The 24,727-nt window shown below is 74.0% G+C and carries 21 protein-coding genes; 15 read left to right on the top strand and 6 right to left on the bottom strand.

The genetic code is table 11. From position 1 onward, the window contains the following. The first annotated feature begins 183 nt into the window (after positions 1-183). Positions 184-1,674: a DNA-binding protein NsdB gene (locus tag AC1Z4A_RS01770; RefSeq protein WP_483676037.1), complete on the top strand. Its 1,491-nt coding sequence runs from the start codon at positions 184-186 to the stop codon at positions 1,672-1,674. A 93-nt stretch (positions 1,675-1,767) separates the two neighbouring features. Here the strand turns inward: AC1Z4A_RS01770 and AC1Z4A_RS01765 are convergent, their stop codons facing one another. Next, positions 1,768-3,243 carry a PP2C family protein-serine/threonine phosphatase gene (locus tag AC1Z4A_RS01765; RefSeq protein WP_483676036.1) on the bottom strand — a complete coding sequence of 492 codons (1,476 nt, stop codon included), beginning with the start codon at positions 3,241-3,243 and terminating at the stop codon, positions 1,768-1,770. Between the two features lie 339 nt (positions 3,244-3,582). Between AC1Z4A_RS01765 and AC1Z4A_RS01760 the strand changes: the two genes are divergently transcribed. The 4 genes from AC1Z4A_RS01760 (at position 3,583) to AC1Z4A_RS01745 (ending at position 6,505) form a co-directional block, all read left to right on the top strand. Beyond that, a complete protein-coding gene (locus AC1Z4A_RS01760; RefSeq protein ID WP_483676035.1) occupies positions 3,583-5,010 on the top strand; it encodes a HEAT repeat domain-containing protein in 1,428 nt (475 codons plus the stop codon). Positions 5,011-5,068: 58 nt separating this feature from the next. Continuing rightward, positions 5,069-5,638 carry a hypothetical protein gene (locus AC1Z4A_RS01755; RefSeq protein ID WP_483676034.1) on the top strand — a complete coding sequence of 190 codons (570 nt, stop codon included), beginning with the start codon at positions 5,069-5,071 and terminating at the stop codon, positions 5,636-5,638. A 93-nt stretch (positions 5,639-5,731) separates the two neighbouring features. Next, positions 5,732-5,923 carry a DUF5302 domain-containing protein gene (locus AC1Z4A_RS01750; protein WP_483676033.1) on the top strand — a complete coding sequence of 64 codons (192 nt, stop codon included), beginning with the start codon at positions 5,732-5,734 and terminating at the stop codon, positions 5,921-5,923. Positions 5,924-6,064: 141 nt separating this feature from the next. After that, the gene (locus tag AC1Z4A_RS01745) at positions 6,065-6,505 is read left to right on the top strand and encodes a hypothetical protein (RefSeq protein WP_483676032.1); all 441 of its coding nucleotides are present in this window, start codon (positions 6,065-6,067) and stop codon (positions 6,503-6,505) included. Positions 6,506-6,727: 222 nt separating this feature from the next. Here the strand turns inward: AC1Z4A_RS01745 and AC1Z4A_RS01740 are convergent, their stop codons facing one another. Then, entirely contained in the window at positions 6,728-7,633 is a 906-nt protein-coding gene (locus AC1Z4A_RS01740; RefSeq protein ID WP_483676031.1) for a hypothetical protein, read from the bottom strand. Between the two features lie 114 nt (positions 7,634-7,747). After that, positions 7,748-8,077 (bottom strand): DUF6233 domain-containing protein, encoded by a 330-nt coding sequence (locus AC1Z4A_RS01735; protein ID WP_483676030.1) that lies wholly within the window; start codon positions 8,075-8,077, stop codon positions 7,748-7,750. Positions 8,078-8,480: 403 nt separating this feature from the next. Between AC1Z4A_RS01735 and AC1Z4A_RS01730 the strand changes: the two genes are divergently transcribed. The 6 genes from AC1Z4A_RS01730 to AC1Z4A_RS01705 all read left to right on the top strand — a co-directional run bounded on the left by AC1Z4A_RS01730 (position 8,481) and on the right by AC1Z4A_RS01705 (position 16,237). Then, entirely contained in the window at positions 8,481-8,963 is a 483-nt protein-coding gene (locus AC1Z4A_RS01730) for an NADH-quinone oxidoreductase subunit B family protein (protein WP_483676029.1), read from the top strand. A gap of 64 nt (positions 8,964-9,027) precedes the next feature. After that, entirely contained in the window at positions 9,028-11,076 is a 2,049-nt protein-coding gene (locus AC1Z4A_RS01725; RefSeq protein ID WP_483676028.1) for a proton-conducting transporter transmembrane domain-containing protein, read from the top strand. Then, positions 11,073-12,035, top strand: a complete 963-nt coding sequence (locus tag AC1Z4A_RS01720) for a respiratory chain complex I subunit 1 family protein (RefSeq protein ID WP_483676027.1) — start codon at positions 11,073-11,075, stop codon at positions 12,033-12,035. The genes AC1Z4A_RS01725 and AC1Z4A_RS01720 overlap by 4 nt, the downstream gene beginning before the upstream one ends. Positions 12,036-12,042: 7 nt before the next feature. Continuing rightward, a complete protein-coding gene (locus AC1Z4A_RS01715) occupies positions 12,043-12,777 on the top strand; it encodes a hypothetical protein (protein WP_483676026.1) in 735 nt (244 codons plus the stop codon). Positions 12,778-13,472: 695 nt separating this feature from the next. Next, positions 13,473-14,708, top strand: coding sequence for a proton-conducting transporter transmembrane domain-containing protein (locus tag AC1Z4A_RS01710; protein ID WP_483676025.1), 1,236 nt, complete (start codon positions 13,473-13,475; stop codon positions 14,706-14,708). Positions 14,709-14,710: 2 nt separating this feature from the next. Beyond that, the gene (locus AC1Z4A_RS01705; RefSeq protein WP_483676024.1) at positions 14,711-16,237 is read left to right on the top strand and encodes a hydrogenase large subunit; all 1,527 of its coding nucleotides are present in this window, start codon (positions 14,711-14,713) and stop codon (positions 16,235-16,237) included. Between the two features lie 35 nt (positions 16,238-16,272). Here AC1Z4A_RS01705 and AC1Z4A_RS01700 read toward each other — a convergent pair whose 3' ends face one another. Continuing rightward, positions 16,273-16,440, bottom strand: coding sequence for a hypothetical protein (locus AC1Z4A_RS01700; protein ID WP_483676023.1), 168 nt, complete (start codon positions 16,438-16,440; stop codon positions 16,273-16,275). Between the two features lie 421 nt (positions 16,441-16,861). Here AC1Z4A_RS01700 and AC1Z4A_RS01695 point away from each other — a divergent pair, with 421 nt between their 5' ends. Both AC1Z4A_RS01695 and glxA read left to right on the top strand, forming a co-directional pair. Next, complete coding sequence (locus tag AC1Z4A_RS01695) at positions 16,862-18,793, top strand: glycosyltransferase family 2 protein (protein ID WP_483676022.1); 1,932 nt, start codon at positions 16,862-16,864, stop codon at positions 18,791-18,793. Between the two features lie 14 nt (positions 18,794-18,807). After that, positions 18,808-20,730 carry a radical copper oxidase GlxA gene (glxA, locus tag AC1Z4A_RS01690; RefSeq protein WP_483676021.1) on the top strand — a complete coding sequence of 641 codons (1,923 nt, stop codon included), beginning with the start codon at positions 18,808-18,810 and terminating at the stop codon, positions 20,728-20,730. A gap of 93 nt (positions 20,731-20,823) precedes the next feature. Here glxA and AC1Z4A_RS01685 read toward each other — a convergent pair whose 3' ends face one another. Together AC1Z4A_RS01685 and AC1Z4A_RS01680 are read right to left on the bottom strand one after the other, a co-directional pair. Beyond that, positions 20,824-21,861: a glycoside hydrolase family 6 protein gene (locus tag AC1Z4A_RS01685; protein WP_483676020.1), complete on the bottom strand. Its 1,038-nt coding sequence runs from the start codon at positions 21,859-21,861 to the stop codon at positions 20,824-20,826. Positions 21,862-22,000: 139 nt separating this feature from the next. Next, the gene (locus AC1Z4A_RS01680; protein WP_483676019.1) at positions 22,001-23,065 is read right to left on the bottom strand and encodes an ATP-dependent DNA ligase; all 1,065 of its coding nucleotides are present in this window, start codon (positions 23,063-23,065) and stop codon (positions 22,001-22,003) included. Positions 23,066-23,142: 77 nt separating this feature from the next. On the opposite strand from AC1Z4A_RS01680, the gene ligD reads away from it, so the two are divergent. Both ligD and AC1Z4A_RS01670 read left to right on the top strand, forming a co-directional pair. Continuing rightward, on the top strand, positions 23,143-24,156 hold the full coding sequence (gene ligD, locus AC1Z4A_RS01675; protein ID WP_483676018.1) for a non-homologous end-joining DNA ligase: 1,014 nt from the start codon (positions 23,143-23,145) through the stop codon (positions 24,154-24,156). Between the two features lie 104 nt (positions 24,157-24,260). Beyond that, a complete protein-coding gene (locus tag AC1Z4A_RS01670) occupies positions 24,261-24,677 on the top strand; it encodes an SH3 domain-containing protein (RefSeq protein WP_483676017.1) in 417 nt (138 codons plus the stop codon). Positions 24,678-24,727: the final 50 nt, after the last annotated feature.

Below are 24,727 nucleotides of genomic sequence, written 5' to 3'. Positions count from 1 at the left end.
GGCCGTCGGGCACCCTGGGGAATGCGGGTCGGCTGCCGGGTGGCCGGGGGTGCGCGTTCCTACATCACACCCACCGGCGGGTGGCACACCATGTGGCGCACCCTGGCGAACCCTGGCGAATACTCGCTTGGTCCATGACGGCCCGAGTACCTTCAAGTCAGCCGAGGAACCTGGGGGCTTGACGTGACGAGGGAACCCAACACCCGCCTTGCGGACCTGTTCGGCCTGGCCGGCTGGTCCAAGGGCGAGCTCGCGAGACTCGTGAACCGGCAGGCGGCGGCCATGGGCCATCCGCAGCTGGCGACCGACACCTCGCGGGTGCGGCGCTGGATCGACACGGGGGAGTCCCCGCGCGATCCCGTGCCCAAGGTGCTTGCCGCCCTCTTCACCGAGCGCCTCGGCCGTGTCGTGACCATCGAGGACCTCGGGTTCGGTCGGCGCGGGCGCACTGCCAAGGGACAGTCCCCGGACGGGCTGCCGTGGCCCCCCGAGCGCACCGCCGCGGTCCTCACCGAATTCACGGGAATGGACCTCATGCTCAACCGACGCGGCTTGGTGGGCGCGGGCGCCGCGCTCGCCGCAGGCTCAGCAATCACCGGAGCCATGCACGACTGGCTCCACTCCGATCCGGTTCTCGCCTCCGACGCCCCACGGCTGGAGGACCCGCTGCGGGCGCAGGCGGTGCTCGCCGACCCCGTGGCCGCCGACCGCTACGAGGCGGCGCCCGTGGGCTCCCAGGAGATCGACGCGCTGGAGCGCTCCGTCGAGGTCTTCCGCCTCTGGGACGCCTCCCGCGGCGGCGGGCTCCAGCGCAAGGCGGTGGTCGGCCAGCTCAACGAGGTGGGCGGCATGCTCTCGTACCACCACCCCGAGCACCTCCAGCGCAGGCTCTGGGGCGTCGCCGCGAACCTCGCGGTGCTCGCGGGCTGGATGTCCCACGACGTGGGCCTGGAGCCCACGGCGCAGAAGTACTTCATCATCGCGGCGCACGCCGCCCGCGAGGGCGGCGACCGGCCGCGGGCCAGCGAGGCGCTCTCCCGCTGCGCCCGGCAGATGGTGCACCTGGGCCGGCCCCAGGACGCCCTCGACCTGATGAAGCTCGCCACGTCCGGCGCCGGGGAGCAGACCCTGCCCCGTACGCGCGCCATGTTCGCCACCATCGAGGCGTGGGCCCAGGCGTCCATGGGGCGCAGCCAGGCCGTGCGGCGCACGCTGGGCGAGGCGGAGGAGCTGTTCGTCTCGGACAAGGGCGACGTGCCGCCGCCCAGCTGGATGCAGCTGTTCAACGAGGCCGATCTGCACGGCATGCAGGGGCTGGTCTACCGCACGCTGGCGGAGCACGACCCGTCCGCGGCGCCCATCGCCCAGAGCCATGCCAAGGCCGCGCTGGAGATGCGGGAGGGCGGCCGCCAGCGGTCGACGATCTTCGACCACATCTCGATCGCCTCGGCGTGCTTCATCGGCGACGACCCGGAGCAGGCGGACCGCTACGCCCGGATGGCGCTGCTCACCATCGGGGACACCTCCTCGCACCGCACCTGGGACCGCCTGCGCGAGATGTACCGGCTCACCGCGAAGTACTCGCGCTACCCGAAGATCGACGAGCTGAGGGAGGACATCCAGCGGGCGCTGCCGAAAGGGCCGGGCAGCAAGGGGAAGACCACCGCCGTGTGACGGGGCGGGGAGGGACGGAGCCGGGCGGCCGCCGGCCGGGCGCGGGCTGCGACTCGGAGGATGTGCTACTCGGGGGCTTACGGCTCGGGGCTTTTACGACTCGATACGTGCGATCAGCACGCACGCGTCGTCCTCGCGCTCCTTGCCGCCGAACTCCTCCAGCACGGCCCGCAGGCACTCCTGGGCGGTCTCCGCCTCCGTGAGGCGCGGCGCCAGATCGAGCAGCCGCTCGTCACCGGGCGTTCCGGTCAGCCCCTCGGTGTGCAGCAGCAGCACGTCGCCGGGGTACAGCCGCTCGGCCGCCTGGGCGTACACCGCCTCGGCGACCGCTCCGAGGAGCACGCCCTCCGGGGGCTCGAGGGCGCGCCCCGTCCCGTCGCGGAAGAGCAGGGGGGCGGCGTGGCCCGCCTGCGACCAGAGGAGGGAGTGGGTTCCGGTGTCGTAGCGGCAGCAGACCGCGCTGCCCAGGGCGGGCTGGGCCGAGGCGTCGAGCAGGTGGTTGAGCCTGCTCATCAGGGCCGCCGGCGCGGTCCCGGAGAGGGCCATGCCGCGCACCGCCCCGAGCAGCATGGCCATGGTGGAGGCGGCGGTCACCCCGTGGCCGGTGAGGCCGCCGACGGTCAGCAGTGTCTGCCCGCCGGGCAGCTCCATCGCGTCGAACCAGTCGCCTCCGACGAGGCCGCTGGTGGCGGACGGGAGGTAGTGCCCGGCCAGATCGAGGGCCCCGCCGGTGCCCGGCGCACCGGCGGCGGCCCTCTCCTGGTGCGGGAACCGCAGGGTGCCGCGCCACGGCGGCAGCACGGCCTCCTGCAGTTCGACCGCAAGCCGGTGCTCCGTCTGCGCGATCTGCCGCTGGTGGTGCAGCGAGTCACGGGTCTCGTGCACCTCCTCCCGGAATCGCCGCAGCTCGGTGACGTCCCGGAGCACGGCCCACATGGCGGCCGTGGAGCCGTCGGCGTCGAGCACCGGCTCGCCTGTCATGTGCAGGGTGCGCAGCGCGCCGTCGCCGCGCACGATGCGGAATTCGCCGTCGATCGGCTTGCCGTCCACCAGGCAGTCGGTGACCATCGCGGTCAGCACCCCGGTGTCCTCCTCCAGCAGGCAGGAGGGCAGCTCGTCGAGGGTCAGCGCGCCGTCCCCGGGGTCGCGGCCGAAGAGCTGGAACAGCTCGTCGGACCAGGTGGCCTCGTCGGTGAGCAGGTTCCACTCGGCGCTGCCCACCCGGGCGGGCGGGCAGGGACGGGCCTCGTCCGGCGGCGCGGGCCGCTCGGCGGTCAGGGTGGCGGTCGCGGTGTCCGCGGCCTGCCGGTCCGCCGTGTCGGCGGGCAGCCCGGCGCGGAGCTGGCCGAGGTGTTCGCCCAGGTTGTCGGCGTGGTGCGCGGCCAGCTCGCACAGGGCGCGCTGCCAGCGCAGCCGGGGGTCGTCCGACCGCTCGGCGTCCGCGGCGGTCTCCCGGCGGACGGCGTCGATGCCGCCTCTGAGCTGCCGCGCCTGGGAGATCAGGGCGTCGACCTGGCCGGTCTCGGGCGGCTCGGCGGTGGAACGGTCCGCGGGCAGTGGGGACGGCATCAGTACTCCGATACAGGCGCGGCACGGCCGGTTCCGGGTCCGCCGGGACGGCCGGGTAGGACTGCTGTGACGACTCTTGCACAGGGAGCGAGGGCCTGTATGCGCTTTGGCAATACCCGATACGGCGGTGCTGGTGGCATATGCCTGGGGCAATAGTGAGACAAATGTGACAGCGCTCGGCGGAATGCTCCGGTCCGGGTAGGCTGCGGGCGCTCGGCCGCGCACCGGCGGCCCGAGTATCCGCAGTTCGCCAGGCATAGCGCAGCCGGACACCGGCAAGAATGCCGTCCGTAAGGAAATCCCGTTGCCAGCCGACTCCCCGCACCGGATGCTGACCCCATGTTCGATCCAGACATAGCGCCCAGCGGCACCCTGCTCGGCCTCCTCCAGCGAGGCCGCGGCGACGGGACCCTGCATGCCCTCGCGGCGCCGCGCGCCGAGGCGCTCGCGGCGCTGAACCACTGCGTGCTCCGCGACCCCCGGTGCGACTGGCAGGTCGAGAACCGCTCCCTCTACTACGCGCGCCTGTATCTGGAGCTGGACGGCGGTCTCGACGAGATCGGAGGGCACCTCTTCCACCCGGACGACCTGTTCGACGCCGCGGAGGAGCGCACCGGCCTGGCCCTCGCCGTCCTCGGCCACCTCGCCTCGTACGGCCGCGCGGACGCCCTTGCGATGCTGCGCCGTTACGCCGCCACCGGCGCCAACTGGACCTGGGCCCTCGACGAGCTGGCCCTGCGCGACGACGACGCCGGCCTGCTGGCCCTCGGCGCCCCGGTCCTCGCCCGCTTCCCGCAGGGCCCCGAGGGCGACGCCGCGCTCGCGGCCGCCGTCCGCGACGCCTTCGAGCCCCGCCCCTGGCGGCTCTGGGCGGACGACCGGCTGTCCCCCGCGACCGCCGCCAGGGTCCGCGCCGCACAGGAGCAGGGCTCCTTCGACCGCTGGCAGCGCCAGCTGCGGCCCGCCGGCCCCCGGCCCGGCTGGAGCGTGCGCGAGGTCCTCGACTGGGCCCAGGAGGGCCTCGCCCTGCACCCCGCCCAGCAGCGCCACGTGCCCGCCACCCGCTGCCTCACCGCCGTCGCCGGCCCCGAGGACCGGGGGGAGATCATCGAGACGGCCGCCTCCGGCCCCGACGCCGCCCGCGCCACCGCCCTGCGCTACCTCGCCGAGCACCACGACCCGCAGGCGCTCGACCTCATCGAGGCCGCCGCCGCGGATCCCGCCGGGCTCGTGGCGGAGGCCGCCGTCACCGCCTTCGAGCGGATGCGCAGCACGGCGGCGCTCGACCGCGCCCGCGCGTGGATCCACCGCACGGACGCCCTCGGCGGCGCCGCGGCCGGGATGCTCGCCTGCCGGGGCGGGCTCTACGACTCCGCGCTCGTCCTGGCCGCCCTGCGCCGGACCGTGCGGACCGAGGGCTGTGACGCGCCCGTCCTGTGGGACCTCGTCGACGGAGCCGGCCGGCTGGCGATCGGCTGCGCGGCCCCCGTGCTGCGGCACGTCTACCGCGAGACGTCCTCTTCCCACCTGCGGGGCCGCGCCGCCCGCGCCCTCGCGGCGACCGACCCCTCCTTCGCCGCCGGGTTCGCGGTCGAATGCCTGTGGGACTGCGAGGAGACCACCCGCGAACTCGCCGCGCACCATGCCACCACGGCCGACGCCCGGGTGGTGGAGCAGCTGCGCAGGCTCGCCGCCGACCCGGCCGAGGAGGCCGAGGTGCAGACGGCCGTGCGCAGCCGCTTCGGACCGGAGTCGCCGACGGCGTGAGCCGGGGAGCCGCTCCCTAGGATGTCGGGGCCCGTACCCGACCGTCCCAAGGAGTGCCGTGCCCGCCCGACGCCGATCCATAGCCGTGTCCCCTCTCGGGGCACTGCTCCTCGCCCCCGCCGCCCTCGCCCTCCAGCTGGGGCCCGCAGCCCCGGCGCAGGCCCACGGCCCGGCCGCCGCCTCCACCGCCCCGCGGCCCGCGGCCACGGTGCGCATCACCGAGGGCCGCGTCGACGAGGTCCGCCCCGGCGGCACCATCGTCTACCCCGCAGTGACCAGCTGTCTGACCGTCACCGTCCGCCTGCACGACGGCAGCAAGGTCGGCGCCCACGCCAGCCTCTTCCAAGTGCCCGGCGCCCTCCGGTCGGACGAGATCCTGGCCGCCACCGCACGCCGGGTGGGCACCCGCCGCGTCGACACCGTCGAGGTCCGGGGCGCCGTCGGCGCCTGGTACCCCGGCTACTTCACCAAGGCCATCGAGAGCTACGCCGACGGCGAGGCCGTCCCCTACCCGACCGCACCCGACCCCGACGGCCTGGCCCGGGCGGTGGCCGCCGGGCTCGGGGTGACGGGCAAGGCGAAGGTGACCGTCGAGGACGTGCCCGACGGCGACCAGACCGTCCGCTGAGACCGGGCGGTCCACCGGGGGAAAAACTCCCGTACACCATCGGCCCCGTCTGTGCGAAGCTGTGGCGAAAACCCCTATGACCAGGAGGTTCTGATGGCGGATGCCACGGCGGGCCAGGGCGCCGGAAGCCGCGAGGACGAGGCCAAGCGCAGATTCCGGGAGGCCCTGGACCGCAAGCGCAGCCAGGCGACCGAGGGCGACCGGGGCGGCCCGAACCGCTCCAAGGTCCAGGGCGCCCACGGCAAGGAAGGCGGTCGGCGCTCGTTCCGCCGCAAGAGCGGCTGACCCCGCACCCCGGTCGCCCGTGCCCCGCGGGCACCCGTACGCGCCCTGCTGGGCGCGGACCGGGTGTGTCGATAATGGATGCGCCTCGCGTCGTGCGGGGCGCATTTTCGAACCACCAGAGCACCGATACAGGGGGCGCGGATGAAGAGTGAGCAGCGGCACGACGGACGGTTCCGAGGACGACTGGCCCGCAGGGTGTCCGCACTCGCGGCCCTGGCACTGGGCGTCGCCCTGCTGGCCACGCCCGCCTCGGCCGCGGGCGCGGACCCGCAGGCCGTGACCGGGCAGTACGCGGCCGCGGCTCAGCCGGCGGGTGCGGCGGCCGGGGACGCCGCGGCGCAGCAGACCTCCGGCACCGCACAGCAGGCGTCCGACGCCACCGGCCACACCATCCTGGCCAAGGATTCGAAGAAGAAGACGCTCGCCAAGGACAAGGACAAGAAGAAGAAAAAGAAGGGCTTCTTCAAGAAGCTGGGCACCGCCGTGCTGGTGATCCTGATCCTCGCGGTCCTCGTGGTGGTCGTGGTGATCGTCATGGTGATCTTCATGATCCGCCGGGCCTTCAAGCGCCGCCGCTCCTGACCGGCGCGGCCGCCGCCGACCCTAGGCCCTGTCGTCAAAATCCCGCCTGCCCCGCGGCGTCTGGCACGCACTCCCCCAGCTACCGCTGGGAGGTGCCCCCACGCCGGGTTGTCGGTCGTCGGCGCAGCCCGCTGCGCTCTCCTCCCTCCGCCTTGCGATCGCACGCACCAGACGCCGCGGGGCCCGCTCTCCGGGCGGACGGCGCTATTTTGACGACAGGGCCTAGCTCGTCCTGGCCACCCAGGCCAGGGCGAGCCACGGCGTGGCGGCGCCCGCCACCGCCAGGGCCCAGCCCGTGCCCGTGTCCGGGAAGCCGAGCAGCAGCGGCATGACGAACCCGGCCCCGCACGCCAGCAGCAACGCGGCGGGCAGGTGCACCCATGGCTCGAAGCGGCGGGCGCAGCGGACCCCGGCCTCCCGGCGGTGGAGGATCAGACCGGTGACGAACCCCGCCGCCAGGCCCAGGATCCAGATGGCGGGCAGCACCAGCACGCGCCCGGTGAAGGAGCTGATGTCCGTGCCGGGTGCCTGACGCACCCCCAGTTCGGGACGGTCCGGCACATAGCGCAGCTGTACCGTGCGGCCCTTCTCGAGCGGGCCGCTGGTGCGCACCTCGTCGACGGTGACCTGCCGGGGGCCGGAGGTGAAGGGCACGGTGACCACGATCGTCGACGCGTACTCGTCGGTGTCGTTGACCACGGTCTCCGTCGGCCGGGGCGTACCGACGATCTTGTCGACGCGCACGTCGAACGTGCCGCCGTCGGCCCGTGCGACCTTCGCCAGCCACTCGCCCTCCTCGCCGTCGGGCCCCACGCCCTGGCAGAGCGCCGCCGCACTGGCAAGTGCCACAGCGAAGCCCAGCACCCAGGACAGGATCCGGGACGACCGGGGCTCGGGCCAGGGCTCGTACCTCCTGCGCCACACCTTCCTGCGCAGGGCCGCGTTCCGGCGCACCCGCACCGCACAGGACGCGAGGAGCCAGCACAGGGCACTCGCGGCGGTCGCGCCGAGCAGCGACAGCAGCTCGTGCTTGGGCGGCAGTTCCCGCTGCGGAATCTGGCCGATCAGCACGGTCGCGTACGCCAAGAGCAGCGTCGTCCACCCCGTGAGTCGCGTCAGTGTCCGCATGGCCCCTAAGTCCCCCGCCAATCGAGTTGATCTTGACGTGGACAGCGTATGCGGTGCAATCGCCCGGGAAGGCGGCAGGTGGCGGAGGGCGGGCCGGGGCCGTCGGCCGGGCCGTCAGTCGAGGGGGACGAGGAACCGCTCCGGCTCGCAGGCGTCGCACGGGCGGACGTCGTGCGTGGCGACCTTCACCCGGGCCTCCGCGGTGGTCAGGGTGTCCTCCCCGCCCCTCGGCACCCAGCAGCCCGCATGATGCAGCTCCCGGAGGGTGCCGCCGGACCGGCGGTGCACCGTGATCGGCCAGAGGGCGTCCTCCAGATCGTGCCGCCAGGCGCCATTCAGGCGCTGGAGTACGACTTCGCGCACCCAATCCCGGGCGGAATGGCCCGCTTCTTCCGCAGCGGCCTCAATACGGACGAGTTCGTCAGGGGTGAAGAGCTGCTCCATGACGCGGGACAGTAGCAGTGGGGAGCCTTCCGCGGCCGGGGTTCTTGACATTGAGTCACTTTGCTGACCTGCGAGTTGACTGTTGAGGAAGGGACAAGTCCGCGTACCGTGGGGGAGTGGCCGGTAAACGACGCGCAGCTCCGGCGGCGTTTATCGTGATTGGCATAGGACAAGGGCCTATTCGAGCTGCCTTCCCTTCGATACCGCGAATACCCGGCCCTTGGCCATTCCGTTATCACCCCTCCTCGTGAATGCCGTCGCATTCCTTGCGCCCGGGTCACCCGGCCTGCTCGCCGGATCGCCGTAACCAGGCAGGGGGGTCCGGCCGTTTACTACTCACGCCGTGCCGAAGCGGCCGGCCGGAGAGTGCCCGGAGGGACCGGGAGCGGTGGAGGGAGCCTCGATGAGCCTGCTGCGCAAGATCCGCGAGACCGGACGGGTGGCCGAAGCGGCCCCGCCGAGACCGGCCGGTGACGCGCCGCGCGCCGCACGGGAGTTGTCCGGCTCGGTCCAGGTGCGCTGCGTGGACGCCGGGTCGTGCAACGGCTGCGAGATCGAGATCGCCGCCGCCTTCGGACCCGTGTACGACGCCGAGCGGTACGGTGCGCGGCTGGTGGCCTCGCCCCGGCACGCCGACGTCGCCCTGGTCACCGGACCGGTCACCCGCAACATGGCCGAGCCCCTGCGCCGCACGGTCGCCGCCATGTCCCGCCCCCGGCTGGTGGTGGCCGTCGGCGACTGCGCGATGAACTGCGGTGAGTTCGCGGGCGGTTACGGGGTCGAGGGCGCCGTCTCCGACGTCGTGCCCACCGACCTCCAGATCCCCGGCTGCCCCCCGGAGCCCGAACGCATCGTGGCGGCGCTGCGCGCCGTCACCCGGAGGTGAGCATGAGCAGCACACCGGACGGCAGGCCTCCCGATACCGGCGGACACCCGTCGAGGACCGTCCTGTGAACGCCGTCGCGGCCGCCACAGCCACCGCCACCGGCCTCGCGGCCACCGGGGCGCTCGCGGGCGCCGCCCTCCCCGGCCGGGCCCGGATCGTCGCCTCGGGAGTGTGTACCGCCGGACTCGGGGCCGCCGGGCTGGCCGCGGGGACGGCGGCGCTGCGCGGCACCCGCTGGTCGGCGGACCTTCCCGGGCTCCTCCCGCCGGCCGGTCTCCACCTCGCCGTGGACGCGCTGTCCGGGCTGTTCATGGCCGTGGCCGGCGCCGTGGTCCTCGCGGTCTCCGTCTACGGCATCGGATACGCCGCCGGGCACGGCCCGCACGGCCCCGCCTCGCGCGGGGCGCAGGCCGCGCTGCCGGTGTTCGCGCTCACCCTGCTGCTGGTGCCCGCGGCGGCCGCCGTCTCCTCCCTCCTGCTGCTGTGGGAGCTGATGGCGCTCACCTCGCTCCTGCTCGTCCTGGCCGAGCACCGCCGCGGCACCCCCGGCGAGCACTCCGCGGTCCGCTCGGCCGGCATCTGGTACGCGGTCATGACCCACCTCGGCTTCGTCCTCCTGCTCGCGGGCCTGGCCCTGTTCGCCGCCCGGGCCGGGGGCGAGACCTTCGCCGCGCTCCGGGCGGGCGCCGCCGGGCTGTCACCCGCCGCCCGGACCGCGGTGTTCCTGCCGGTGGCGGCCGCCTGCGCGTCGAAGGCCGGCGCGGTGCCGCTGCACCCCTGGCTGCCCCGCGCCCACCCCGAGGCACCCGGCAACGCATCGGCGCTGATGAGCGCCGCCATGGTGAACCTGGGCTGCTACGGGCTCGTCCGCACCGGACTCGACCTGCTCGGCGGCGGCCCCCGCTGGTGGTGGCTGCTCGTTCTGGGCGCGGGCGCGCTCTCCGCCGGCTACGGGATCCTCCAGGCCGCCATGGCCTCGGACCTCAAGCGCCTGCTCGCCTACTCCACCTCCGAGAACCTCGGCCTGGTGCTCATCGGCGTCGGCGCGGCGGGCCTGTTCGCCGCGGCCGGGCACCCGGCACCGGCCGCCCTCGCCCTCGCGGCGGCCCTGCTGCACCTCGTCAACCACGCCGCGTTCAAGGCCCTGCTGTTCTGCGCGGCGGGCTCGGTGGCGCGGGCGACCGGGCTGCGCGACCTGGACCGGATGGGCGGGCTGCGGGCCCGGATGCCCGCGACCGCCGCCTTCTTCGCGCTGGGTGCGCTCGGCGCCGTCGCCCTGCCGCCCGGCAACGGCTTCCTCGGCGAGTGGCTCCTCCTCCAGGCCCTGATCCACGGCCTGGCCGTGCCCGGCGTGATCACTGCGATCGTCCTGCCGCTGGCCGTGGCCGTGATCGCGCTGTCCGCCGGGCTGGCCGCCGCCGTGTTCGTCAAGGCGCTCGGCGTGGGCTTCTTCGCCCGCCCGCGCAGCCCCCGCGCCGCCGAGGCCCGGGAGAGCCCGCCGACGATGCTGGCCGGCATGGGGCTGCTCGCGGCCGGCTGCGCGGGCCTCGCGCTGGTCCCCGGCGTCCTGGCCGGCGGGCTGACCCGGGCGGTCGGCGCGGCGGGGCTCGCGGCCGAAGGACCGCTCACCGGCGGCGCCCTCGGAGTACGGCTGCACGGGCTGGCCGCCACGCTGTCCCCGCTGTGGGCGGCCTGCGCCCTCACCGCCGCCCTGGCCGTGGCCGCCGCGCTCACCCGCGCCACGGCACGCCGTCGCCGCCGCGGCAACGCACGGCTGTGGGACTGCGGCGGCGGCTCGCCGACACCCCGGATGTCCTACACGGCGACCTCGTTCGCCGAGCCCCTGCAACGGGTCTTCGACGACGTGCTGGCCCCCGAACAGAACGTCAACGTGACGCCCGTCAGCGAATCCGCCTATCTCGTCCGGCGCGTGCGCTTCCAGCGCCGCGTCCCCGACCGCATCGAACACCGCCTCTACCGGCCGCTGCTGGACGCCGTCTCCGGCCTCGGCCGGGCCGCCCGGCGGCTCGCCGACGGCAGCCTCCACCACTACCTCGGCTACGGCTTCTGCGGCCTCGTCGCCCTCCTCCTCGCACTGGCGGTGGGCTGGTGAACGGGCACGGAGCGAGCGGACCCGCGGCGGTGGCCGCCCAGGTGGCGGCCGTCGTCGCCGGGGCGCCGCTGCTCACCGGACTGATGCGCCAGGTGCGGGCGAAGCTGGAGGGGCGGGCCGGGGCGGGCATCGCCCAGCCGTGGCGCGACCTGCGCAAGCTGCTGCGCAAACAGCCCGTCACGCCCGTCGGCACCGGGCCCGCCTTCCGCACCGGCCCCCTGCTGCTCGTCGCGACCACCGCCGTGGTGGCGGCCCTGCTGCCCCTGGCCTCCACCACGACCCCGGCCCGCGCGGGCTCGGACCTCATCCTCGTCGTGGCGCTCCTCGCCCTCGGCACCGTGGCCCTCGCCCTCGCGGGCCTGGACACCGGGACCGCCTTCGGCGGCATGGGCGCCTCCCGCGAGATGACCGTGGCCGCCCTCGTCGAACCCACGATCCTGCTCGCGGTCTTCGCCCTGTCCCTGCCGACCGGCTCGACCAACCTGGCCGCCATCGTCTCCGGCGGCCTCCACGACCCCGACCGGCTCGCCTCCCCGGCCGGGCTGCTGGCCACCGCCGCCCTCGCCGTGGCCGTGCTCGCCGAGACCGGCCGGCTGCCCGTCGACAACCCCGCCACCCACCTGGAGCTGACGATGGTCCACGAGGCCATGGTGCTCGAGTACGCGGGCCCCGACCTCGCGCTCGTCGAACTCGGCGCCCAGATGCGGCTGACCGTCCTGTTGGGCCTGCTCGCCTCGCTCGCCGCGCCGTGGGGCATCGCCACCACCACCTCCCCCTGGGCCGTCGCCGCGGCCCTGCTGCTGTGCGCCGTCAAGGTGGCGCTGCTCGGCGGCATCCTGGCCGCCGCCGAGGTGTTCTGGGCCAAGCTGCGGCTCTTCCGTGTCCCCGAGCTGCTGGCCGGCTCCTTCCTGCTGGCGCTGCTCGCCGTGACCGCCTCGTACTTCCTGACGGGGGAGTGAGGGGGGAATGAGCGGAATGGCCCCGACCGTCGGCGACATCGTCTACACCCAGCTGCTCGACCTCGCGTGCGGGGCGTTCCTGCTGGCGGCCGTGGTGATCCTGTGGCTGCGCCAGCTCGCCTCGATCGTCCGGGTGTTCGCCCTCCAGGGCGTGGCCCTGGCCGCCCTGGCGGCCCTGCTCGGGGTGCACGAGGCCCGCTGGGATCTCCTCTCCGTCGCGGTCGGCATCGGCCTGCTCCGGGCCGGGCTGCTGCCGCACCTGATGCGCCGCGCCCTGGCCGCCCTCGCGGCGGAGCCGCGGCCCCGGCCGCCCGGCCACCACTACGCGGAGGACGTCAGCGAGGCGCGCGAGACCCAGCCGCTGGTGAACGTCGCGGCCTCGCTGCTCAGCGCGGCGCTGCTGACCCTGCTCGCCTACGCCGTCGCCCGGCCGCTGGTGGAGCTGAACCCGACCCCTGCCACCCGGGCCCTGCCGGTGGGCCTCGCCGTCGTCCTGATCGGCTTCTTCGTGCTGGTCACCCGGCGGCGGGCGCTGGCTCAGGTGGTCGGCTTCCTGCTGCTGGACAACGGCATCACCGCGACCGCCTTCCTGGCGGCCTCGGGGGTGCCGCTCATCGTCGAACTCGGCGTCTCCTTCGACATCCTGCTCGCCGTGCTCGTCCTGCGGATCCTCACCACGCGGATGCGGGCCGCGTTCGGCGGCACCGGCATCGACGACCTCCGGGAGCTGCGCGACCGATGACGCACGCCGTCTCCTCCGTACTGTTGCTGACCGCACCGATCGCGGTACCGCTCGCGGCCTCGGCCGCGTATGCGGTGCCGGGGCTGGTGCCCGGTGTGCCGTGGGTGCCGCGGCAGCGGGTGGCGGGGCGCGAACGCGTGGGGGTTGCTGCGGGGGCTCATTCCCCGATCCCGCCCCTTCCCGAAACCGAGGGCTCCGCCCCCGGACCCCCGGGGGGTGGAGCACGGGGGCTGCGCCCCCGGCCCCGGTACCCCTCGCGCTTCGCGCGAGGGCGAAACCCGGGGGCTTCGCCCCCCGGCCCGGACCGCGCTGCGCGCACCGGACGGGTTGAATGCGCCCCCGGAACCGGGGGCCTGAGGGGCACAGCCCCCCAGGTTCTTCCATCGGAGTCCGGGGCGGAGCCCCCGAGTCCTGCCCCCGCGCGCAGCGCGAGGGGTCCGGGGTCCGGGGGCGCAGCCCCCGTTCCCCACCCCTCGGGGGTCCGGGGGCGGAGGCCCCCACGCGGCGGAGCCGCAAATCGGTACAGCCGGGAAGGGGCGGGATCGGGGAAAATCCACCCCCTCACCGCCTGGCTCGGCCTCCTCTCCCCCCTCACCGTCCTCGCCTGCAGCGCCGGCCTCGCCGCAGCCGTCACCCGGCACGGCCCCGCCACCGTCTACGGCCGGCTGCTGCGTGCCGACGCGCTGAGCGTGTGGATGCTGCTCGCCGTGGGCGCGGTCGCCACCCTCGCGTGCGCGGCGAGCCCGGGCCAGCCGGCCCGCGACGCCCGCGCCGCACGGCGCTACCACGCCCTCGTCCACGCCTTCCTCGCCGCCATGAGCACCGCGGTGCTGGCCGCGAACCTCGGCGTGGTGTGGATCGCCATCGAGGCCACCACGATCCTCACCGCGTTCCTCGTCGGCCACCACCGCACCCGCGCCTCCGTGGAGGCCGCCTGGAAATACATGGTGATCTGCTCGGCCGGGATCGCGCTGGCCCTCCTGGGCACCGTGCTCCTCTACTACGCCGCCCGGCAGGCCGGCATCTCCGAGGCGTACGCGCTGGACTGGGCGGCCCTGGAGCGGCGGGCCGGGTCCCTCGACCCGGCCGTCACCCGGCTGGGCACCGGCCTGGTCGTCCTGGGCTTCGGCGCCAAGGCCGGGCTGGCACCCCTGCACGCCTGGCTGCCCGACGCGTACGGCCAGGCCCCCGCCCCGGTGGCCGCGCTGATGTCGGGGGTGCTCTCCTCGGTCGCCTTCGCCGCGCTGCTGCGCTACAAGGTGATCGCGGACGCCGCCCTGGGCACGGGCTACACCCGTGCCCTGCTCGCCGGAACGGCCCTGCTCACCCTGGCCGTCGCCGCGGCCCTGCTGCTGGGCCAGCGCGACTACGAGCGGATGCTCGCCTACTCCGGCATGGAGCACATGAGCCTGATCGCCCTCGGCGCCGCCGTGGGCACGCCCCTCGCGGCTTCCGCCGTGCTCCTGCACATCCTGTGCCACGGGCTGGCCAAGGCGGTGGCCTTCTGCGCCGCGGGACACATCCTGCGGCTGCAGGGTACCTCGCGCATCGGGCGGGTACGCGGGCTGCTGGCCGGGGCACCCGCCCTGGGTACCGTCTTCGGGCTGGCCGTGCTGGCCCTGCTCGGCCTGCCGCCCTTCGGCCTGTTCGCCGCCGAAGTGGGTCTGGTCCGCGCGGCCTTCGCCGCGGGCATGGGCCTGCCCGTGGCCTGCGCGCTGGTGCTGGTGCTGACCGCCTTCGCCGCGCTGGGCATCCGTACGGCTCGCATGCTGCTCGGCCCGCCGCCCACGGGCGCCCCGCCGGAACGGCTCGGCTTCGCCGCGGGGCTGCCGCTCGTCGCCGGGCTGCTGCTGTGCGCCGGGCTCGGGCTCGCCACCGGGCCGCTCACCGGTCTGCTGGCCGCCGCGGCCGGGATCGTCGGAGGGCGCTGACCGTGACCGTGCATCCGCCCGTACCCCGCACGGTGATCGAGGCGACCCCTGCCGAACTGCCCACGCAATGCGCCGAACTGCTGGGTGCGGGGCACCGCCTCGCGCTGGTCGCCGCCCACCACGACCCGGCCGGGGAGCGCGGCGGCGGCTCCTTCCGCGTGGTCCACCTCTTCGTCTCCGGCCCGCCCGACACCCGTACGGAAGTGCACGTACGCCTCGGCCCGGACGCGCCCGGACTGCCCACGGTGGCCCATGTCTCCTTCCCGGGCGGCCGGTTCGAGCGCGAGATGCGGGACCTGTACGGGATCGTCCCGCTGGGCCATCCGCTGCCGCACCGCCTGGTGCGGCACTTCCACTGGCCCCGCGGCTGGTATCCGATGCTCCCCGACGCCGGGCCCCCGCCGCCCTTCGCCGAGCCCGAGGGGCCCTACCCCTTCCTGGAGGTGGAGGGCGACGGCGTCTACGAGATCCCCGTCGGCCCGGTGCACGCCGGACTCATCGAACCGGGCCACTTCCGGTTCTCCGTCGTCGGCGAGACGATCATCAAGCTCAAGGCCCGGCTGTGGTTCGTCCACAAGGGCGTCGAGAAGCTCTTCGAGGGGCGTACGCCCGAGCGCGGCCTGCCGCTGGCGGAGCGCGTCAGCGGTGACACGGCCGTCGGGCACGCCCTCGCCTACTGCCTGGCCGTGGAGGAGGCGCTCGGCGCCGGGGTGCCCGACGACGCCCGGCGCGCCCGCGCGCTGCTGCTGGAACTCGAACGCCTCCACAACCACGTGGCCGACCTCGGCGCGCTGTGCAACGACGTCGGCCACGGCATCCTCAACGCCCAGGCCCAGCGGGTGCGGGAGCAGCTGCTGCGGCTCAACCGCGAGGTCACCGGCCACCGGCTGCTGCGCGGCGGCGTCGTCCTGGGCGGCACGGCCCTGAGGGCGGTGCCCCCGGCGGCCCGGCTGCGGGCCCTCGGCGACGACATCCGCTCCATCGTGACGCTCGCCCTCGGTCACACCACCGTCCGGGACCGCTTCACGGGCACGGCCCGCCTGGCCCCGGCGGCGGCCCGGGACCTGGGCTGCCTCGGATACGTGGCCCGGGCCAGCGGGCTGGCCGCCGACGCCCGGGTCGCGCACCCGTTCTGCGACTACGGGTCCGCCCTCGCCGTCCCGGTGCACACCAGGGGCGACGTCCTGGCCCGGTTCCTGGTGCGGGCGGAGGAGATCGACGCCTCTCTGGCCCTCGTGGAGCACTTCGCGGACGGCCTTGAACCCGGCTTCGTGGCGGCCCGGCTGCCGCTGCCCGGCCCGGAGCGGCCGGGAGCCCGCTCCGGCGTGGGCATCGTCGAGGGCTGGCGCGGCACGATCACCACGCGCGTCGAGCTGGGGCCCGGGGCGGAGCTGGGCCGGGTGAAGATCGCCGATCCGTCGTTCTTCAACTGGCCCGCGCTGCCGGTGGCGTTGGCGGACACGATCGTTCCCGACTTCCCGCTCGCCAACAAGAGCTTCAACCTGTCCTACGCCGGAAACGACCTGTAGCCCGTCCCGGCCCGGTCGCGGTCAGCCGTCCGCGATCACTCGCTCTCGGTCTCGACGCCGTGGGCCCGCGCCAGCCGGAGCGCGTCTTCCAGCTCGTCCTCCGCCACGGCCGCCGCAAAGACGTCCCCGGCGGCCTGCGCCTCCGCCAGAGCGGCCCGCGCGGCGCGCACCCGCTCCCGCATCGCTTCGGCGAACGCACTCACGGCGGCCCCCTGTGCGGATCGTTGCACTGCCCGCGCATCCGGTGAATTGAGGAGTTCCGCAATTCTAGGGGGTGCCCGGCGGGTGGGCACAGGCCCTGCGGCGCCCGGCACGGCACCTCGCTGCGTTGTCGCATCACCCACGGACGCCCAGTCCGAGGGCGATGCTCCCCCAGCTACCGCTGGGAGGTGCCCCCAGCACCGGACACCGCAGGGCCCGCACCCACCCGCCAGGCACCCCCTAGGGCACCCCGCCGCGCCGGGACCCCGCCCGCCGAGCGGGTGATGAGGGGACGGGGTGCGGTGCGGTTGTCACATGATCAGAGATCCGGGTTGTTAGGTTTTTTCCACTGTTTTCGGTGTGTGTACAGCAGTGCCCGGATGGGCGCCTTGTCCCGTGTCCTCGTGCGGCTGGGGGTGTGTGATGACGATTCCGGCAAGCGCGGCCCGGCTCGCGGCGGCCCGCGGCTGCCCTGCCCCGAGCGTGTCCGGAGCCGGCGTCCCCGGCATTCCGGCCCCCGACGGCGGCACCCCGGGCAGCGGCGCAGGAGGCAGCGGTCCGCGCGGACCGGGATCGTCCGGAACGGCAGGGCCGGGCAGCGGCGGCCCGCAGGGCTACGACTACGCCGGATTCAGCAGGCTCGCCGGGGAGTTGACCGAGCCGCCGCCCGGCGGCGACTACCGGGTGCGCTACCGGCGCCTGCTGAGCCGGAAGAAGAGCGGCGGGGCGGGCGTGATGCTCCTGGTGGCCGCGGCGCCCCTGGTCTCCGTGACGCTCCTGCTCTGGCTGATGTCCCCCGAGCACTGGCTCCACCGGCCCTACGTGAGCGACTGGGAGCGTGGCGCCGACACCGCCATGCTCGTCTCGATCGGCCTGATCGAGCTGTTCCGGGTGGTCAACGTCGCCTCCAACGCCCACGCCACCTGGGTGGCCAGGGACCCGGTGCCGGTACGGGCCCGGCCGGGCACCCGCGTGGCGTTCCTGACCAGCTTCGTACCGGGCAAGGAGCCGCTGTCCACGGTCCGGGCGACGCTCGAGGGCGCGGTGCGCGTCGAGCACGACGGGCCGCTGGACGTCTGGCTGCTGGACGAGGGCGACGACCCCGAGGTCAGGCGGCTCTGCGAGAGGATGGGCGTACGGCACTTCTCCCGCAAGGGGATCGCCCGCTGGAACCGGCCCTCCGGCTGCTTCCGTGCCCGCACCAAGCACGGCAACTACAACGCCTGGCTGGACGCGCACGGCGACGCGTACGAGTTCATGGCCGTCGTGGACACCGACCACGTGCCGCTGCCCAACTTCCTCGAACGCATGCTGGGTTACTTCCGCGACCCGGACGTGGCGTTCGTGGTCGGCCCCCAGGTGTACGGCAACTACACGACGGCCGTCACCAAGGCCGCAGAGAGCCAGCAGTTCCTCTTCCACGCGCTGATCCAGCGGGCCGGAAACGCCTACGGCTGCCCCATGTTCGTGGGCACCAGCAACTGCGTACGCATCAGCGTGCTCCGCCAGATCGGCGGCCTCTACGACTCGATCACGGAGGACATGGCGACGGGCCTGGAGATCCACCGGCGCCGCAACCCCGCCACCGGCCGGCGCTGGAAGTCCGTCTACACCCCCGACGTGCTCGCCGTCGGGGAGGGGCCCTCGACGTGGACGGACTACTTCTCCCAGCAGCTGCGCTGGTCGCGCGGCACCTACGAGACGCTGCTGTGCCAGTTCTGGCGGGCGGCGCGGCACCTCTCGCCCGGCCGGCTGCTCAACTACTCGTTCATGGTCGCCTACTACCCGATGACGGCGCTCAACTGGCTGCTGGGTGCCCTGACCTGCGTGCTGTTCCTGGGGCTCGGGGCGTCGGGGATCGCGGTCGAGTCACAGCTGTGGCTGATGCTCTACTGCGACGCGGCGGCCCTCCAGATCGGGCTGTACCTCTGGAACCGCCGCCACAACGTCAGCCCGCACGAACCGGCCGGCTCCTCCGGGGCGGCGGGAATGGTGATGTCCGCCCTCTCCGCGCCGCTGTACGCCCGGTCGCTCGGCCAGGCACTGCTCAGGCGTCGCTCACGGTTCGTGGTGACCCCCAAGGGCGACTCCGCCAGCCCCGACTGCGTGAGGACCTTCCGCACCCACCTGGTGTGGGCGGGGGTGTTCGCCCTGGCGCTGGCCGCCTCGTGGCTGCTGGGCCACGCCCACACCGCCATGCGGACCTGGGCCCTGCTGGCGTTGGTCACCGCGCTCGGCCCGCCGGTCGTGTGGCGGAGCGGGCTGTGGCAGGGGCGGCGGACGGCGGGCCGCGTACCCGCCCCGGCGCCCGCACCGGGCGTCTCACGGCCCGTGGGGCAGCGCCGGCCGACGTGAGGGAAGTGCATGCGGTGAAGTTCCCCCCGAGTGCGAAGATGCGCAGGACGGCCCTGGGCACCGCGGCCGTCCTGGGCCTGGTCGCGGCCAACGCCCCCGTTGCCACCGGGTTCGCGGAGCGGGCCTGGCACCAGTACACGATCAATCAGAAGTCGTACAAGGTCCGTTACGGGCACTGGGACGTGGTGGACGTCCCCGAGCGGTTCCGCATCAACGCCATCCACGCCGCGCTGCTGCACACCGGAAAGGTGCTGCTGATCGCGGGATCCGGCAACGACGAGAAGAACTTCAGGGCGGGCACCTTCCAGAGCGTGCTGTGGGATCCGGAGCGCAACACCTTCAAGGAGGTGCCCACCCCCAAGGACATGTTCTGCGCCGGTCACGCCCAGCTCCCCGACGGGCACCTGCTGGTGGCGGGCGGCACCGCCCGCTACGAGAAGCTCACCGGTGACGTCAAGCGGGCCGGCGGCGCGATGCTGGTGAAGAACGAGAACCCGGACGCCCCCAGGTTCCTCCCCGCGGGCACCGTCTTCGTGGGCTCGTCGGGCAAGGAGTACCGCTCGCAGCAGCCGGTCCTGGTGCCGCGTGCGGGGAAGGCCGTCGGCGTCGGCAAGAAGGTCACGGTGACCGCCTCCCAGGCCAGGGTGTACGTGGAGGCGGCCACCGAGGGTGAGCGCGGCATCGCCAACACCGCCGGTCAGTACCGCATCGCGGGACTGACCGGCAAGGACGCCCGCGACGTGTACGGCCTCGCGGCCAAACTGGGCCTGGACAAGAAGGACTTCCAGGGGCTCCGGGACGCCTACGAGTTCGACCCCGTCGCCGAGCGCTACATCCCCGTCGACCCCATGGCGGAAGCCCGCTGGTACCCGACCCTCGTCACACTGCGGGACGGGCGCGTCCTGACCGTGTCCGGGCTGGACGACATGGGCGAGATCATCCCCGGCAAGAACGAGATCTACGATCCCAGGACCCGCACCTGGTCCCGCGGCCCGGAGCGGTACTTCCCCACCTACCCGGCCCTGTTCCTCACCGGCAGCGGGCGCCTCTTCTACTCCGGTTCCAACGCGGGCTACGGGCCCGCCGACAAGGGCCGCACGCCGGGCCTCTGGGACGTCGAGCACAACACCTTCGTCCCCGTGCCCGGCCTCCCCGAGCAGGACATGACGGAGACCTCCGCCTCGGTGCTGCTGCCCCCGGCCCAGGACCAGAAGGTGATGATCCTGGGCGGCGGCGGAGTGGGCGAGTCGCACGGGTCCAGCAGCCGCACGGCCATCGCCGACCTGAGCGGCATCGCCCCCCGCTACGCCCCCGGCCCCGACCTCCCGCGCGCCACGCGCTACCTCAACGCCGTCCTCACCCCGGACGACCGGGTCTTCACCACGGGCGGCTCGGGCGACTACCGGGGCAAGCGCGGCTCGGACATCCTGCGGGCCCAGTTCTACGACCCGGGACGGCGTGCGTTCAGCACCGCCGCGGCGCCCGCGGTGGGCCGCGACTACCACACGGAGGCGCTGCTGCTGCCGGACGGGCGGATCGCGGTCTTCGGCTCGAACCCGCTGTTCGCGGACAAGGACGACACCCGCGTGGGCGGCTTCGAGAAGCGCATCGAGGTCTACACCCCGCCGTATCTGTTCCGCGCACACCGGCCCACGGGGGCCGCGGGGCCCGTGGAGACGGAGCGCGGTGCGACGGTTCCCCTGGTGGGGGTGGATGCGGTGGAGGCGTCGACGATTCGGCTGATGCGGCCGAGTGCGGTGACGCATGCGACGGATGTGGAGCAGCGGTCGATTGCGCTGGCGGGGACTGTGCGGGGGGACCGGCTGTTCGCGACGATCCCGGCGGATCCGGCGCTGGTGCCGGGGGGTTGGTACATGCTGTTCGTGACGGACCGGGAGGGGACGCCGTCGGGGGCGGCGTGGGTGCATGTGCGGTAGGGGGTGCCGGTTGTTTTTCCCCTACCCGCCCCTTCCCGTAACCGGGGGCTCTGCCCCCGGTTACGGGAAGGGGCGGGTAGGGGAAAAGCCCCCTCAACGCCCAGCCGCCGCCTCCGGCCCCGCCCCCTGCGACAACCCCAGCGCATACTCCGGCCACCACCGCCCCGCCTGCGGAGCCCCCCGGCACGTGCCGTCCGACTCACCCGGCCGCTTCACCCACACGAACGCGTCGATCCGCCCGTCACCGGTCGCCGTCGTCGGCGGCGTCCCCAGCGTCCGGCCGGGCGGATTGCACCACGACTCATCAGCCGGGGACGCCCCCGCCGGCAGCGGCCCGTTGCCGTTGCGGCTGGTGTCGACGATGTAGTGCGCACCGCCCAGCAGGTCCGAGAGCCGGTTGCCGTACTCGCGCGTGACCTCCGTGGTGTGGAAGTTGGAGATGTTCAGCGCGAACCCGTCGGCCTGCTCCACCCCCGCCCTCTTCAACGCGCCGGCCAGCAGCGCCAGATCGGAGATCCAGCCCGCGTTGCCCGCGTCGACGTAGACCGACACCCCCGGCCGTTCCTTGAACGCCCGCACCCCGTCCGCCAGCAGCGCGAGCCGTTCCTCCGCCGTGTCCTTGGGCACGCAGCCCGAGGCCCACTGGGCGACGGCGTCGGGTTCCAGCACCACCCACGCCCGGTGATCGCCGATGCCGGCCGCCGCCCGGGCCACCCAGCGGCGGTAGGCATCGGCGTCCCGTGCCCCGCCGGAGGAGTACTGGCCGCAGTCGCGGTGCGGGATGTTGTAGGCCACCAGCAAGGGGATCCGGCCTTCGCGCTCGGCCTCTTCGGCGACCTGTTCGACCCGCTGCCGGGGGTCGTCGCCGCTCATCCACACGGCCGTCGGCTGCTCGGCGATGCGCCGCACGGCCTCCGCGTCCGACTCGCGCCCCCGCTCCTCCCACGCCTCCACCTGCCGGTCCGCCCGGCCCGCGGGCTGCACCCAGAACGGGGACTCGGGGCCGTCGCCGGTGTCCGTCGCCGCGGCCTGGCCCGCGATCCGCGGCAGGCAGACGACGCTCGCGCACGCCAGCACGACGGCTCCGCGCCGTGCGCCGCTGACGAAGCGGGTCGCAAGGGTCCCGGTCATGAGCGCCACCTCTTCCCGTCTTCCCGACGAAGGTGCAGACGAAGATGCAGGAGATCCAGCGTTCATAACAGCTTGAAATATGCCGACACGTGAGGCCGTGATTTCGGGTGCTGCGCGGGGAGTCGTTGCTCCGGACGACTCATCCGGTGCCCAGGACCTGCCCCAGGTCGTAGCCGACCGGCTCCTCCAGCTGGGCGTACGTGCACTGCTCCGGCTCCCGGTCCGGGCGCCAGCGGCGGAACTGGGCGGTGTGCCGGAAGCGGTCGCCCTGCATGTGGTCGTAGGCGACCTCGACCACCCGCTCCGGGCGCAGCGCGATCCAGGACAGGTCCTTCTTGCCCGTCCAGCGGCTGGGCCCGCCCGGCAGCCGGCCCGCGGCCTGGGCCTCGGCGCTCGCCCATGCCTCCCAGGGGTGCCCGGCGGCCGAGGGCATCCGCAGCGGCTCCAGCTCGGTCATCAGCTCCTGGCGGCGGCGCATGGGGAAGGCGGAGCAGACGCCCACGTGCTGCAGCTGGCCCGTGGCGTCGTACAGGCCGAGCAGCAGCGAGCCGACGACCGGCCCGCTCTTGTGCAGGCGCAGCCCGGCCACCACGCAGTCGGCGGTCCGCTCGTGCTTGACCTTGACCATGACCCGTTCCCCCGGCCGGTACGGCAGCCCGGGCGGCTTGGCGATCACGCCGTCCAGCCCGGCGCCCTCGAACTGCTCGAACCACCCGCGCGCCACGTCGAGGTCGTAGGTGACGGGCGCGGTGAACACGGGGTCGTGGACGCCGCGCAGCGCCTCCGTCAGCGCCTCGCGGCGCTCGCGCTGGGGCGTCTCCAGCAGCGTCGCGTCCCCCAGGGCCAGCAAGTCGAAGGCGATCAGCGAGGCCGGGGTCGCCTCGGCCAGATGACGTACGCGCGAGGCGGCGGGGTGGATGCGCTCCAGCAGCGCGTCGAAGTCGAGGCGGCCGCCGCGGACGACGACGATCTCCCCGTCGAGGACGCAGCGTTCGGGCAGCTCCCGCAGCAGGGCGTCGACCAGCTCCGGGAAGTAGCGGGTGAGGGGCTTGCCCGTGCGGCTGCCCAGCTCGATCTCGGCACCGTCCCGGAAGACGACCGACCGGAAGCCGTCCCACTTGGCCTCGTACTGCATGCCCGGCGGGATGACCGACGCCGGCTTCGCCAGCATCGGCGCCAGCGGGGGCATCACCGGAAGGTCCATGATCTTGATTGTGGGGTCGGCCGCGGGCCTGCGCCCGCCGACGGGCGCCCCCTGCACGATCGGCCTAGCGTGAACGCATGGCAGAGACGCTGGAGCTGACGGTCGGCGAGCGGACCGTTCGGCTGTCCAACCCGGACAAGGTCTACTTCCCCGAGCGGGGGTTCACCAAGTACGACCTCGCCCGCTACTACCTGAGCGTCGGCGACGGCATCCTGCGCGCCCTCAGGGACCGGCCCACCACACTGGAGCGCTACCCGGACGGAGTGGCAGGGGAGTCCTTCTTCCAGAAGCGGGCCCCCAAGAACCTCCCCGAGTGGATCCCCACCGGCCGGATCTCCTTCCCCAGCGGCCGGCACGCCGACGAGATCTGCCCCACCGAGACCGCGGCCGTCCTGTGGGCCGCGAACCTGGGCTGCATCACCTTCCACCCCTGGCCCGTGCGGCGCACCGACACCGACCACCCCGACGAGCTGCGCATCGACCTCGACCCGCAGCCCGGCACGGACTACGCCGACGCGGTACGGGCCGCGCTCCAGCTGCGGGACGTGCTGGCCGGGCTCGGGCTGACCGGCTGGCCCAAGACCTCCGGCGGCCGCGGTCTGCACGTCTTCGTGCCCATCACGCCCCGCTGGACCTTCGTCCAGGTGCGCCGCGCGGCCATCGCCGTGGCCCGGGAGCTGGAGCGGCGCGATCCGGAGCGGATCACCACCGCCTGGTGGAAGGAGGAGCGCGGAAAAAGGATCTTTGTCGACTACAACCAGACTGCCCGCGACCGCACCATCGCCAGCGCCTACTCCGTACGGCCGCGCCCGAACGCCCCCGTCTCGGCGCCGCTGCGCTGGGAGGAGCTGCCCGGCGCCGTCCCGGAGGACTTCGACCTGGCGACCATGCCGGCCCGCTTCGCCGAGCTGGGCGATGTGCACGCGGGCATGGACGAACACCCCTGTGACCTGCGGGCCGCGCTCGACCTGGCCGACCGCGACGAGCGCGAGCACGGGCTGGGGGACCTGCCCTATCCGCCCGAGCACCCGAAGATGCAGGGCGAGCCGAAACGGGTCCAGCCCAGCAGGGCCCGAAAGGACGACGGCTGACGGAGCATGGGGCAACCGGGGTCTTCGTCTGGATTTGTGTTTATGGCGACATTTCGTGTGGAACCTGGGCAATGCGTGATCCACTTCGCATCGAGGGAGTTCCCATGTTCAGGACATTCGCGCTCAGCAGCAGAAAGGTCTCGGCCGGCGTCCTCGCAGCCGGCGTCCTCGGCAGCTCGCTGCTGATGGCGGCCCCGGCCCACGCCGTCCCGCCCGCCCGTCCCTACGGCACGGCCACCGCGGCCGGCGGCCTCAACGAGCGCTCGTACCCGAGCACCGACTCCGCCGTGAGAGGAGTACTCAAGTTCCGCAGCCAGGTCGCCGTGCGCTGCAAGGTCCGTGCACAGGAGGTCAACGGCAACAACGTCTGGTACCAGCTGAAGGACCGCGGTACCTGGGTGGCGGCGAAATTCCTGGAGAACACCGGCGACGTGCCGCTGTGCAAGGCCATGAACCGCAGCGTCGCCGAGGACAGCACCGAGCCCGTCCACGCCGAGGGCGGCCTCCACCCCGAGGGCTGAGCCGGGCCCCGGTGCGTCTCCGAGCGGTCCGGACGGGGCCGGACCGCTCG

Source organism: Streptomyces sp. 17_S59, assembly GCF_056930295.1.
The sequence above is the reverse complement of the archived record's forward strand: the minus strand, read 5'-3'. Positions and strand labels throughout refer to the sequence as shown.